At 39.8% G+C, this 14,230-nt stretch carries 8 protein-coding genes; 3 read left to right on the plus strand and 5 right to left on the minus strand.

What is annotated here, in order from left to right; genetic code table 11:
• Positions 1 to 8: 8 nt before the first annotated feature.
• The 4 genes from hemL to L1S31_RS01045 all read right to left on the minus strand — a co-directional run bounded on the left by hemL (position 9) and on the right by L1S31_RS01045 (position 5,131).
• The gene (hemL, locus tag L1S31_RS01030) at positions 9 to 1,295 is read right to left on the minus strand and encodes a glutamate-1-semialdehyde 2,1-aminomutase (RefSeq protein ID WP_236460852.1); all 1,287 of its coding nucleotides are present in this window, start codon (positions 1,293 to 1,295) and stop codon (positions 9 to 11) included.
• Positions 1,296 to 1,311: 16 nt separating this feature from the next.
• On the minus strand, positions 1,312 to 2,229 hold the full coding sequence (locus L1S31_RS01035) for a glucosaminidase domain-containing protein (RefSeq protein WP_236460869.1): 918 nt from the start codon (positions 2,227 to 2,229) through the stop codon (positions 1,312 to 1,314).
• The gene (locus L1S31_RS01040) at positions 2,222 to 3,133 is read right to left on the minus strand and encodes a 1-aminocyclopropane-1-carboxylate deaminase/D-cysteine desulfhydrase (RefSeq protein ID WP_236460879.1); all 912 of its coding nucleotides are present in this window, start codon (positions 3,131 to 3,133) and stop codon (positions 2,222 to 2,224) included. Before L1S31_RS01040 ends, L1S31_RS01035 begins: the two co-directional genes overlap by 8 nt.
• A 72-nt stretch (positions 3,134 to 3,205) precedes the next feature.
• The gene (locus L1S31_RS01045; RefSeq protein ID WP_236460904.1) at positions 3,206 to 5,131 is read right to left on the minus strand and encodes a DUF8693 domain-containing protein; all 1,926 of its coding nucleotides are present in this window, start codon (positions 5,129 to 5,131) and stop codon (positions 3,206 to 3,208) included.
• Positions 5,132 to 5,455: 324 nt separating this feature from the next.
• Here L1S31_RS01045 and L1S31_RS01050 point away from each other — a divergent pair, with 324 nt between their 5' ends.
• A complete protein-coding gene (locus L1S31_RS01050) occupies positions 5,456 to 10,189 on the plus strand; it encodes a RemA C-terminal-like gliding motility protein (RefSeq protein WP_236460916.1) in 4,734 nt (1,577 codons plus the stop codon).
• Positions 10,190 to 10,337: 148 nt separating this feature from the next.
• Positions 10,338 to 13,622, plus strand: a complete 3,285-nt coding sequence (locus tag L1S31_RS01055) for a beta strand repeat-containing protein (RefSeq protein WP_236460920.1) — start codon at positions 10,338 to 10,340, stop codon at positions 13,620 to 13,622.
• Here L1S31_RS01055 and L1S31_RS01060 read toward each other — a convergent pair whose 3' ends face one another.
• Complete coding sequence (locus L1S31_RS01060) at positions 13,623 to 13,952, minus strand: hypothetical protein (protein WP_236460941.1); 330 nt, start codon at positions 13,950 to 13,952, stop codon at positions 13,623 to 13,625.
• Positions 13,953 to 13,979: 27 nt separating this feature from the next.
• Between L1S31_RS01060 and L1S31_RS01065 the strand changes: the two genes are divergently transcribed.
• Positions 13,980 to 14,156, plus strand: coding sequence for a C1orf53 family protein (locus L1S31_RS01065; protein ID WP_236460952.1), 177 nt, complete (start codon positions 13,980 to 13,982; stop codon positions 14,154 to 14,156).
• Positions 14,157 to 14,230: the final 74 nt, after the last annotated feature.

Genomic DNA, 14,230 nt, shown 5'->3' on the forward strand with positions numbered 1-14,230 from the left:
TTTTTTATTTATAAACTTTTTGAAACCTTATCAATTGCGTTGATGGTAAAATCCAAATCCTCATAGGTCAATGCATCGGCGATAAACCACGTTTCGTAAGCCGATGGTGCAATATAAACCCCTTCAGCCAATAACCCATGGAAGAATTTTTTAAAGCTTTCATTATCGCCATTTTTGGCGGTTTGAAAATCATAAACCGGATTGGCATCAAAATGAACCGAAATCATCGATCCTACCCTATTTATCGTAAAGACAATATTATTATCGGTCAATACTTTTTGGATTCCTTTATGTAGATAAGCTGTTTTTTCATCCAATCGCTTAAATATATCGGCATCGTTATTCAACGCTTGAAGCATTGCATATCCTGCTGCCATTGCCAATGGATTTCCGGACAAAGTTCCAGCCTGATAAACCGGACCAAGTGGCGAAAGGTAATTCATGATTTCGTTACGCGCAGCAAAAGCCCCAACAGGCAAACCCCCACCGATAACTTTTCCGAAGCAGACAATATCGGCCTTTATATTATACAATTGCTGAGCTCCACCTTTTGCAAGGCGAAATCCTGTCATTACCTCGTCAAAAATAAGCAATGTATTATTCTCGTCACAAACCTGCCTCAACGCTTGTAAAAAACCTTCTTTTGGAGGAACACAACCCATATTCCCAGCAACAGGTTCAATGATGATGGCAGCAATTTCATCCTTATTGGCATCAAATAATGCCTTCACATTTTCAATATCATTATAAGCAGCCAAAAGCGTATCCTTGGCTGTTCCTTGTGTAACTCCTGGTGAATTTGGCGTACCAAATGTACTGGCGCCACTTCCGGCCTGGATTAGAAAAGAGTCTGAATGACCGTGATAACAGCCTGCAAATTTTATGATTTTGTCTCTTTTGGTATAACCTCTTGCCAAACGAATGGCACTCATACAGGCTTCGGTTCCTGAATTCACAAAACGGATCTTATCAATATTCGGAACCATCGAAACTGCCAGTTCTGCGATTTTCGTTTCTAATTCGGTTGGCATTCCAAATGAAGTCCCTTTTTGCGCCTTTTCAATTATTGCATCAACAACAGGCTGAAATGCATGCCCCAGGATCATTGGTCCCCAGGAATTGATATAATCGATTAATCGGTTATCATCTTCATCGTAAAGATAAGCGCCCTTGGCACTTTTGGCAAAAATTGGAGTCCCACCAACGCCTTTGAAAGCACGAACCGGAGAGTTTACACCACCGGGAATTACTTTTTCGGCCTCAGCAAACAACTGACTGCTTCTTTGGTAAATCATGTAAATCTATTTTGGATTATTTGACAATGATGCTTTGACCAAGCGAAATTGTATTGTCTGTTAAGTTATTTTTCTTCTTCAGATCATCAACCGAAATATTGAATTTTTTGGAAATGGAATAAAGTGAATCGCCCTTAACTACAGTGTACTTCTGAACATCGTCATTGTATGTAATGGGTTTGCTTACAATAGTTGTGGTAGGCACATATTCCTTGCCCAAAACTTCTGCATCGTATTTGTTCAACTGGTATTTTTCAATTAGTCCGATAAGCTTGTCCGGGTATTTTGTATCGGTAGCATAGCCCGCAGCTTTCAATCCGTAAGCCCAACTCCTGTAATCATCTTTCTGGAACTCAAAAAGCTCCGCATATCTTGGCCTGCTTGTTAAGAAATACGAATGGTCCTTAAAAGACTGGCTTGGGTCATCATATTTCCTGAAACATTCATTTTCTTCATCATCAGTATATCGAATGCTTGGACCGGTCCATTCTTTGTGGCATTTGATTCCAAAATGATTATTCGCCTGAACACTTAGCGGTCCTGTTCCTGCACCAGACTCCAATAAAGCCTGGCCTAAAGTTATACTGGCAGGAATTCCTGTCCTAACCATATTATCCTTGGCAACTTCCTTGTATTTTGCGATATAAGCCAAGACCATTGGCGTCGTCACTTTTACCCTTGTCGTTGCTTCCAAAACTTCGGTAGCATTCGAATAAGAAGAAGTAGGAGCAGCGCCTACGGCTGGCGAATCGATTTTGGTAACCGCTATCGGATTGCTTTTTGTTGCAGGCCTGTAAATTGGTTTACGAACACGCTGAACAACTGGCGCTTCTGTCTTTCTTGGATCAGGTTTTGTGGTTCTTACCGTAGCATGATTTGCACTGCATGAAGCCACAAAAACCATAAGTAGTACTAAAAAAGATTTCTTAATCATTGACATTGATTTCTAATTGTTTTTTTTGTTTTAATACTTTATTCATTCCGGCTATTCCTTGTAATCCGCCTGTGTGGATCATTAGAATCTTTGAATTTTCAGGAAAATAATTTTTATTGATTAAATCCATAACGCCAAACGCCATTTTCCCGGTATAAATTGGGTCTAAAGGAATTTGATGCTGTTGGTAAAACCCATTAATGAACTGTATCAATCCTTCAGAAACTTTACCGTAACCATCGAAATGATACGCTGTAATTAATTCCCAATTTGACTTGTTGGCAAATCTACAAATATCTTCCCTTAAAAAGTCACCCTTTAACACCGGAAAACCCAAAACTTGTTGACCACTTTTTGAACAATTTATGACACCTGAAATAGTGCCTCCGGTTCCTACTGCGCAACAGATGTAATCAAATTTTTGATCATCAGTTGTTAGGATTTCCTCGCAGCCTTTCACTGCTAAATCATTTGTTCCTCCTTCCGGAATCAGGTAAAAATCGCCAAACTTTTGCTTTAGTTCTTTTAGGAATTCAGGATTGCTTTTGTCGCGATACATTTCGCGGCTCCAAAATTCAAAAACCATTCCGTAATCCTGTGCTTTCTGCAAAGTTGGATTGTCTGCAATTTTATCCTTCAGCTCATCGCCCCTTATAATCCCTATAGTCTTAAATCCAAATTTCTTTCCGGCTGCAGCCACTGCCAAAATATGATTGGAAAAAGCACCTCCAAAAGTCAGTACTATTTCTTTGTTTTCTTTTTTGGCCTGCGCCAGATTGTATTTCAGTTTTCTATACTTGTTCCCTGAAATGGCAGGATGCAGCAAATCTTCACGTTTTATATATAACGTAATATTGGGGTGGTTTATTATAATTTGTTGATTAAAACTTTCTGAAAAATCCATTTTTCAAAATTAGTTTATTAGAAAATAGCATCCATAAAAAAAGCGATTATAAAATCGCTTTTGAAGTTTTCCTTATTTGGAAGAAACTATGATTTTCTGGCCGAAGCTTTGTCCGTCACTGGTCTGAATCTTGACTAAATAAACTGCATCTGCATAAGAAGCTGTCGAATATTCATAGCTACCCTTTACAGCTAATTTTGTTTTGTTGAACAGCAGTTTGCCCGTAATATCGAATAATGTTACGGCTTTGATTTCCATCATATTCGGATTGGAAATAATCAATTGATGGCTGGTATTATTCTGTACAACCGTTATGTTTTCCTTTATTGGATTTGAAATGGATAGTGCAGCATCACGGAATGTAACTTCAAAGCGATTGGTATAATTTCCTGCAGGAAGTGTCGTTTCAAAATAGCCATTTTTTATATCGTGGTAAATACCCGTCAATCCATCATACAAATACACATTTTCAGCGTCATTGAAATTTATGATATCTCCAACAGCAACCTTAAAAGTAGCCTGTTCTCCAGCCTTAAATGTGAATGGAATCCTCTTGTTGATATCAAAAGGCAGTGTCGTTATAACAAAATTCTTAGTATTGTTTGGTATCGCAAAATAGGCATCATTCGTAAGATTGGCTTCGTAAGACCCTACGTCCATCGCGTTATCAAATCCGTCAGTTGTATTCGGATTAAAAGCCATGGTTACTTCCTTGGTGAATTGATTATTGAAAGTAGTATGGATTTTAATTTGTGGTGTTGGCGCATTTGAAAACTGAGTATAATCAACTCCTGCAACGTTTGGTATTTCGTCCCAATTTTGTATTCCTATAGTATTGGAAGTTGTGGTGTTTTTTTCAAATTGTGAATTCGAAGCAACGCCTTCCTTAACAAACACCCTGTAAAGATTTTTCATCTGGGCATTTCCATTCACCTTTCCTTCAATCATAAATCCCTGTCCAATAGGCGCAAACATTCTTTTGTATGTTGAACCTGTGCTGCTACCCGTCGTATTTGGCGAGCCGTCAATATTATATGTGTTCCAGCTTCCGGCATTATAGGTTCCCGGGCTGAATGCATTCGTATTATTTGGGGCATAGTATCCATAACCTCCAAGATATTGTAACAAGAGATGTGATGTTGCCGGTTTTTGATGTTCCCAATAATAAGCATTTCCATTAATTACATCTACAGGACCACCTGCACTTACTGCTCCAGTGGTGTAATTCACAGTATAACCACTGTTTTCCAATAAAAACAAATTCAGGTTGATGGCAGAGGAATACGGATTTCCGGTTAAAGTGCTGTTTGGATATTGGCCTGCCAGTCCAGCTACAGAAATATCAATAGTTCCTTCGTTTGGCTTTCCTCTAAAATCATATCTTTGATAATCATTCAATCCTCCTGCTCCGGTTGGATTATTGACAGTTGTTTCACCTATTGCTGTTGTGTCATCTCCCGAAACGCCTTTCATAGTATAACCCAATCCACTGGCAACAGTTCCTGATTGTCCGACGTAAGTCCAATTGGAATAATTATTGGCTGCCGTATATTTATAAATCCATCGATTTGAAATTGACAACGCAGAACTTGTAGAACTACCATCATAACTAGAAGTAAATGTTGGGGTTTGCATTGCAATGTTGCTGATTGGTCTTTTTACAACCTGGTCGAGCACAAAGGAATTATTTCCAGCTCCTGCTGAGGGCACGCCTACTGGAGCACACCAGTAATTATAGCCATAGTTGTTGGCAGTTCCTTCCTGAAAAACGGATAAAAAACCAACTCCACGGTTTAAGCCTCCAACGCTGCTGCTTCCCTGCAGTAACTGGCCTTCATTCCTTAAAAAAATATTACTGTTAATAGTATTCAATTCAACGTAATCCTTAACATAAATCATAGAGCCTTTGTTGAACACATAGGCATCTTTCACATACAATTGTGCAAAAAGTGAGTTTAAGGAAAACACGGTGCAGAAAATAAATAAAGTTGTTTTCATAAAATGCCGTTTAGAAATTCAAAAGTACATTATTTTTTTATATATGGCTCATTTTCAATACAAGAAAGCAATTTATTCGCTTCAACAAATACTAAATTTTTGAAAAAGTAAGACTATTTTTTCTTTAAAAGTTAATAATTCATAAAATAATGTTTCTCAACGTCAAGAAAGTGCATTTTGCCGATTATATGAGTATTACAACTATAATATTATGATTTTTTTTAAACATAAACTAGTTTTATTATTAAATAGCGCCGAAAAATTCAAATTTCTGACAAAAGAAAAGAATTTAATCGGCATTTTTTGACCCCAAAAAGAGGAGATATGAAAAAGAATTACATCGCAAAAAAACCTATACAGCTTATCGCCAATCCAGAAAAAACTGAAGTATTCTCAAGACTGATTTTTCTACTCTTGACGCTATTAAGCTTTAATGCTTTTGGACAGGGAACTACGTGCGCCACTGCAACTCCGGTTACAATCAACGGAACATGCATTACTGCTCAAACCATGACTGATTCCACTGCAGATTTACCTGCTTTGTCATCATGTGCAACCGGTACTTTTAGGGTTGAAGGATGGTATACATTCACAGTAACAGGCGGACCAATGCTGGTTACCATTTCTGCTGAAGGGAATGCCAAAAATATATTTTTACAATTAATATCGGAGACCAGTACTTGTACAGGCTTAACGCAAATCGCATGTGCCAATGCAACTACTACCAATGGCACACAAGTTGAAACAATTAGCGCCATCTCATTAAACAATGGGACTTATTACATCAAAGTTGTGAATGTTGGTTCTGGTGGAACCATGTTGATGAATTACCTGTGTGTGACTTCCTCGGTTGCAAATGACAACTGTTCCGGAGCTATTGGATTAACCGTAAATCCAAGTTCAACCTGTACCACGAGTACAAATGGAACTACTGTCGGAGCAACCCAATCCCAGGCAGGCTGTTCAGGTACTGCCGATGACGATGTTTGGTATAGTTTTGTTGCTACAGCCACTTCCCATGTAATAACGGTTACGCCGGGCACACTTAACAATGCTGTTTTTGAAGTTTTTCCAGGCAACACCTGTGGGGCTTTAGGAACTGGAGTCTGTGTTAATAATACAAACGGAGCTAACGTTGAAACTGCAAGCATAACAGGCTTTACCGCGGGACTTACCTATTATGTTAGGGTTTATAGCCAAGGTAATTCCACTAATGTTGGAACCTTCAGTATTTGTGTAACCTCACCACCAGCGAATAACCAATGTGCCAATGCCACTTCCTTACCATGTGGGACAACAAATTTAGCCGGATCTACAATTGGAACTTCAAGCTATACGCATGGATCGGGATGTACGATGAGTAATTATGGGGTTTGGTATACCTTTGTTGGCGACGGGAATCAAAATGTAATTTCTGCCACCACAACTGCTTTTGATATTGAAATGTCGATATCAAGAGGTTCATGTGGATCATTAATCAATGTTGCCTGCGTAGATTCAGCGCTTTCGAGTGGAACTGAAACCTATACATTCAACACTACCTTAGGAACAACTTATTATGTTTATATAGCGCACTGGGATTCAACGAGCACAACAATAGGAAACTTTACAATTTCAAGGGCTTGTGTAGCTCCGCTTACCAATGACGAATGTAGCGGTGCCATTGCGTTAACTGTTGGTTCAACTTGTAATTATACCACTTATACCAATTCCGGAGCAACAGGAAGTAGCGGAATGACCGCACCAGGTTGTGCCAACTTTTTAGGTTCCGATGTTTGGTTTTCTGTAGTAGTCCCTGCTACAGGTGAAATCGATGTAGATTTGCAGACAGGCGTTATGACAGATAGTGGTATTGCGCTATATTCAGGAACTTGTGGTGCATTGACATTATTGGATTGTGATGACGACAGCAGTGCTAATGGATTAATGTCTTTTCTTCAAAGAACCGGTTTAACTCCTGGGCAAACCATTTATATTAGGGTTTGGGAATATGGTAATGATAATAACGGAACCTTTGGAATTTGTGTGTCAACTCCTAGTTGTCCTTCGCCAGCCGATTTATTTGCAAACATATTGTCTAACACTAGTGTAACTGTCAACTGGACCGCTTCATCGCCTCCTGCTTCAGGTGGATATCAATATTATATAAATACGACAGGAGTTGCTCCAACTAATGCAACACCACCTACAGGGTCAACAGCTGCCGGGGTAATAGGTGTTACATTGACCGGATTAACACCAGGATTAAAATACTATTTTTGGGTACGTTCCTACTGTGGTGGCTCGGACACAAGTACATGGTTTGGACCAACAAACTATACGCCTTGTAATGTTGGAACAGGTTTAGGAACAACGTCACTAACCTGTCCTTCTATAGATGCTGGAGGATTAGGGTTAAGTGGTTCAAATCCTGCTCCCTTAAATTGTTCAGCATTAACCTGCGTTGATTTGGAAGCAACTTACCTTCAGCTTAACCAGCCAACAAGTTATAGTGTGGCTTCAATCCCTTATACTGAAAAGCCTTATCAATATACCTGTCTACAAAACCCTGTAAGTGTTAATGTAGATGATATTTGGTCACCTATGATTAACCTTCCTTTCAATTTCTGTTTTTATGGAAACAATTACAATAAATGTTTAATCGGGTCAAACGGAGTTATAACATTTGATACTACTACTTATTCACCTGGAGGATACAATGCCTGGTCATTTAGTAATAGTTTGCCAAATGCTTCGCTTTTCAGGAATACCATTTTTGGTGTTTACCATGATATTGATCCAAGCAAGGGAGGACAGGTTGGATATGAGTTAATTACACTCAACACAGGATGTAGGGCACTTGTAGCATCATGGAATGACATCCCCATGTATTCTTCATCCTGTAATTCCATTTTATATACCGGAATGATTGTCCTTTACGAAAACACCAATGTTATAGACGTTTTTATTAAAGAAAAAAATGTATGTTCAACATGGAATGGTGGAAATGCTATCGTCGGACTGCAAAACGCTGCTGGAAATGCTGCGGTGGTTGCCCCAAACAGAAATGGCTTGGATGCAGACTGGACCGTAACAAACGAAGGCTGGAGATTTACACCAACAGGTTCGTCATTAACAACCATAAAATGGTTTGAAGGAAACGGAACTACCGGTACGCAATTAGGAACTGCAGCTACACTAAATGTATGCCCAACCGTAACAACAACATACACAGCCGAAGTAACTTATGCCTTGTGTAGTGGAACTAATTTAAAGTACACCGATAATGTTGTCGTTACCGTAAACGGAAACAAAATATGGAACGGTTCACAAAATTCGGACTGGAATACAGCAAATAACTGGACACCAAGTGGGGTTCCCACAAACACGAACTGTGTTGTAGTTCCTATAACCGCAAATAATCCTGTAATCTCTGCCGCTCCAGATGGTGTTGGATACAATCTTGCAGTTTATAATGGCGCACAACTTACTGTTAACTCAAACAATAACTTAACAATTACAGATAAAGTAACTGTACAACCAACCGGAGTATTCACATTAAACAATAGTGCCAGTCTCATTCAGATAAACAATATTTTAAATTCAGGCAGTATCACTTACAAAAGAACTTCTCCAAGCGTAAGGACTTTAGATTACGTCTATTGGTCTTCTCCTGTATCTGGGTTTAATGTTAATAATATCGTTTCTCCGTACTCATTTGGAGCAGTATATCTATGGAATACAACTGTGGCAAATGCGAACGGAGGACAAGGCAACTGGCAAAGTGCCGCCGGTAATACAATGATTGCCGGTAAAGGTTATATCGCAAGGGCTCCGGGTACCTCTCCATTCAACAATTCAACAACAAATCCGTTAAATGGAACCTTTACAGGAGTTCCGAATAATGGAAACATAACAATTGCACTTGAAAGAGGTAGTGATCAAAATACTGCTCCACATACCGGAACAAACGGAACACAGTTAACCAATCTGAGTGACAACTGGAACTTATTGGGAAATCCTTATCCGTCAGCTATCCGTGGAAGTCAGTTTTTATTTGACAACAACACGAAAGTGGAAGGAAACATCAGGTTATGGACACATGGAACATTGCCTTCGGTGATTACTCCAAGTCCATTTTATGGATCTTATTTATCGAATTATACTCCGGGTGATTATCTAACCTATAATTTTACAGGTACGTCATGCTGTCCTACTGCTGGTTCCGATTTATTCATTGGCGCCGGACAAGGATTCTTTGTACAAATGGTTGATGGTCCGCCTGTAGCTGCTGCAGCGAATATTACAGTTGCCTTTAATAACAATTTAAGAAGTGCAACCTACAGCAACAGTACTTTTTACAAAACACAAAATATGACAACATCTTCAACAACAGATGTAAATAATATTGAGCGAAACAGGATTTGGCTTGACCTGATTAATTCAAACAGTCAAACAGACAGGATATTATTCGGATACATTGAAAATGCAACTATGGGACGAGATAGTTTTTACGATTGCATAACTCAAAACACAGGAGCATCGATGATTTATTCGATGGTTGACGACACTAAATTTGCGATTCAGGGAAGGGCGCTGCCTTTTGATGTAAATGATGAAGTGCCTATCGGATTTAACGCTCCGACGCAAGGAAATTATACGATTGGGATTGCTGCTGTTGACGGATTATTTGACTCTCAGAATATTTACCTAAAAGATAATTTGCTAAACATTACACACAACCTTAAAGCAGATCCGTATATTTTTACAACTCAATCGGGTGAAATTAATGACCGATTTAAAGTTGTATATATTGACAATGCTTTGGGAATTGACACACATCCATTCAATCAAAATGATATAAAAGTCATGGTCACTAATGAAGTGGCTGTCAGTTCAAGCAATTTGATAATGGAATCGATTGAGGTCTATAACGTATTGGGGCAAAAATTAGAAACATTTAATAATATAAGTTCTAATTATGTTATCCTTTCAAACCTCCGAAAAAACAACACAACCTTATTCCTAAAAATAAAATTACAGACGGGCGAAACCGTGACTAAGAAAATTATTTATTAGCGAATTGTAACTCTAAGAATACAAAAAATCCTTTGCTATTAAACGTAAAGGTTTTTTTGTGCTTTTATTTTAATTAATTGCCTAAAAATTAGGAAATTAAACAATAATGTCTTTATATTTATAGTCCTAAAAAATTCAATTTTATAACATGAAAAAACTTACTTTATTAGCCTTGCTTGTATGCTTTTATAGTCATTCACAAGTAGGGGTTGGAACAACTGCTCCAGATTCAACACTTGATATTGTTGCAGCAAATCCAACAGGAACGGCCACAACCGTAGACGGAATTTTGATTCCAAGGGTAGACAGACAAAGGGCTCAAAGTATGACAGGTATTATTACTTCTACGATGATTTATGTGAATAGCGTAGCAACTGGTACTGCTTCCGGGACAACAGTTAATATTACCTCGACAGGTTTTTATTTTTACGATGGTGCTGTTTGGCAAAAAATAACAGCAGGAGCCAATACAAACTGGACTCTTGCAGGTAATGGTTCAACGGTTCCGGGAACTAATTTTATTGGTACCACAGATGCTGTTGATTTTAGAATCAAAACTGGTGGGAATGACAAATGGAATATTTCAGATGCTAATAATGGTCAGCTACAACCCTATTCATTAGGTACTGCAGCACTGCCAATCTATTCTTTTCAAGGCGATCAAAATACCGGAATTTTCAGCCCGTCTGGAGGGGATATTCTAGGAGTCGCCACAAACGGTACAGAAAAATTAAGGGTTGAGGCCGATGGTGATGTCGGAATTGGCGTAACACCAGACGTGTCCGCTAAGCTTGATTTATCTGCTACAAACCGAGGGTTTTTAGCTCCAAGAGTAGCATTAACCGCTACTAATGCAGCAGGACCAATTACAGCTCCAGCTACCGGACTTTTTGTATACAACACGGCTACTGCCGGAACAGCACCTAATAATGTCGTTCCAGGTTATTACTATAACAGTGGTACAACTGCTGCTCCTGTTTGGAAAAGATTTTCTGCAGGAAATGGAGATGGATGGCAAACAACCGGAAATGCAGGAACTGGTGCTACGAATTATGTTGGAACATCAGATGCTGTTGATTTTAGGATAGCTACTACAGGTACCGAAAGGATGAGAGTATTATCTGGAGGACAGGTTGTAGTTAATAATACAGCTGCAGCTGCCGGAGACCGATTCAGCGTTTATAACACCGCTTCAGGAGAATATGCAGTAAATGGATATACGACTGGTACTGGTGCCGGCGTTTATGGTGCCAATACGGGCGGCTCAGGCTATGGTGTATGGGGAGCAAATAACAGCACCGGGATAGCTGTGAGAGGAATCAATACAAGTACAGGTACTGGTGTTTATGGAAGTACTGCTGGTGCTATATCAGCTGGTGTATTTGGTGTTGCCAATGTTGCCAGTGGTGCCGGAGTATACGGAACCTCAAATGGAAACCTTGGAACGGGTGTAGACAGTTATGCTTCAGGCACAAATGGAACAGGTGTTTCGGGATATGCAGACAATACTGGTGGTGATGGGGTTATTGGCGAAGCTACACAAGCAGCACGATACGGAGTATGGGGAATCAACAACAATAATACTGGTTTTGGTGTAAGAGGTACAACAACAGGTACTGGCGCAACAGGTGTATATGGTAGTTCCGCAGGAACCTATGGGGTTTATGGGACTTCAACCGGCGCAGCAGGATTTGGTGTTTACGGAATACATAACCAGCCAGGAAGGCCAGGTGTATATGGAATCAATGACAATGGAACCGGATTTGGTACTTACGGAACTTCATCGGGAGGAAATGGTACTGGTGTTGGAGGAAATGCTACAGGAACAAGCGGCATAGGAGTAGTTGGAACCGCAACAGGAACAAGCGGTATCGGAGTGTATGGAAGCGAAACACAGCCTGCAAGATATGGTGTATATGGTGTCAATAATAATCTAACGGGAATTGGAACAGTAGGTATAACCTCAGGTAATACAGGAACAGGTGTAAATGGAACAAGTACAGGTTCAGATTCTACTGGTACTGTGGGTATATCTAACGGTACAAATGCTGATGGAGTTTACGGACAGGCATCAGGTGCTACAGGATATGGTGTTTGGGGAGTTAATAATAATGCGACAGGTAACGGAGTTGTAGGTACAACCTCGGGCACAACAGCAATAGGTGTTGGCGGAAGTACAACAGGCTCAGATGCTACTGCAGTGATGGGAATTTCCTCAGGAACCAATGCCGATGGTGTATACGGCCAGGCAAGCGGAGCAACAGGCTACGGAGTTTGGGGTGTAAATAACAGCATAACAGGATATGGGACTGTAGGTAATTCAAGTGGGACCAATGGACGTGGAGTATACGGAATTGCCACCGGAACAAACGGAATCGGTGTTGCCGGAGACGCTACAACAGCGACAAATGCTGCAGTTTCAGGACGTAATCTAGATGCAGCCGGTACCGGGATAATAGGGTCAGGAAACAATCAAGGTGGTGTTTATTTAATTGGCGGAAGCGGTGGGGCATTTAACGGAAGTCCGTATGGTTCTGCCTCATGGGCGACAAATACCGCAAACGGAATTGGTGTTGTCGGTGCAGGTAACAATCAAGCCGTAACAACCATAGGAACTACGGGTGCAGGTGGAGCTTTTACAGGAAACCAATGGGCATTAACCGGAGTTGCAACCATCACAGGCGCCGGAAATGACGGCACAGATAGAGGTGTTCTTATCGGGAATTATGTTTCAAGCGGTTCAACCATTGACAATGTTTATGTTGGAGCCCAAATTGGCGGTGTTAACTATAAAATATTAGGAACCGGTGGTGGCTCTGTTTCCACAACCATGAAAACTTCTCAGGGTGAAAGAATCCTTTTTGCTCCAGAAGCTACCGAAAACTGGTTCTTTGACATGGGTGAAGTTGAGTTGACAAACGGAAAAGCTACTGTTAACCTCGACCCTGTTTTTGTTGAAACCTTATCCGATTTTAAACCATTTAAGGTTTTTGTACAAGGAGGGGAAAATACTTTAGGTTCGATCCGCATTACCCGGAATCAAGCCGACAAATCATTCATTGTTGAAGATTTAGGCGGAGCCAGTAATGGTGTTGTCCAATATTCTGTATACGGAATCTGGAAAGGGAAAGAAAACCTGAGAATGCCCGAATTAAAACCGGAACAACGTCCAAAACAAATGGCTGTTGCATCCAAAACATTCAATAACGATGCGGTTGCCAAGTCTTCAGCCGCTAAGAAAAACAGAACACTATCGGCTAAAACAAAAGAGGTACCAACCATTGAAAACAAATCGGCAGACACCGAAAAAAGAGCAACAGTTGAAGATAAAAAACTGCCAGTGCCTAACGCTGGAGAAACATCTAAACCAAGATCAAAAAGACCCGAATCAAAAGAGCCCGAAATTAAAATCGCAGCTAACGAAACAAAATAATTATCTCAAATAATTTAAAAACCTCCAAAAAGACCTTTGCTTTAAATAGTTTAGGTCTTTTTCATTTGCATATGCTTCACGCTCAAAAGAAATATTCCTGTAGGCAAAATTCCTGTCTTTGTGGATTATTAATTTAACCAAAAATTCTATTCCATACCAAATAAAAAAAGGCAGAATCAACAACTCCAGCTGCTGGCGTATATGGATTTTCTCATGGTTAATCATGACTTCGTCCAGCTTTAAATCACGCCCCGAAAGCAGGATAAACGGAAACAAAGTGATTCCCCGAAAACCTTTTGGAATTAAATATCTCGAAACGATTACAAACATTTATTATAAAGCTTTAAATTTGTGCCTATGAACGAGCAAAATAATGAAAATAAATTAATCGAGGGCGAAGATTTCTATTACACACCCGAAGGTTATAAATGTTTCACCGAAAAATACCACCTCAAACGCGGCTATTGCTGCAAAAGTGGTTGCCGTCATTGTCCTTACGGATACGATAAGAAAACAGGAACGAATAAGAAGTAGCAAAGTGGCAAAGTAGCTGAGTGGCTGAGTGGCAAAGTAAAAAAACAAAAACTCTGCAACTTTGAAACTCTGTA

Origin of the sequence: Flavobacterium wongokense, from assembly GCF_021608265.1 — a bacterium.
GTDB classification, from domain to species: Bacteria; Bacteroidota; Bacteroidia; order Flavobacteriales; family Flavobacteriaceae; genus Flavobacterium; species Flavobacterium wongokense.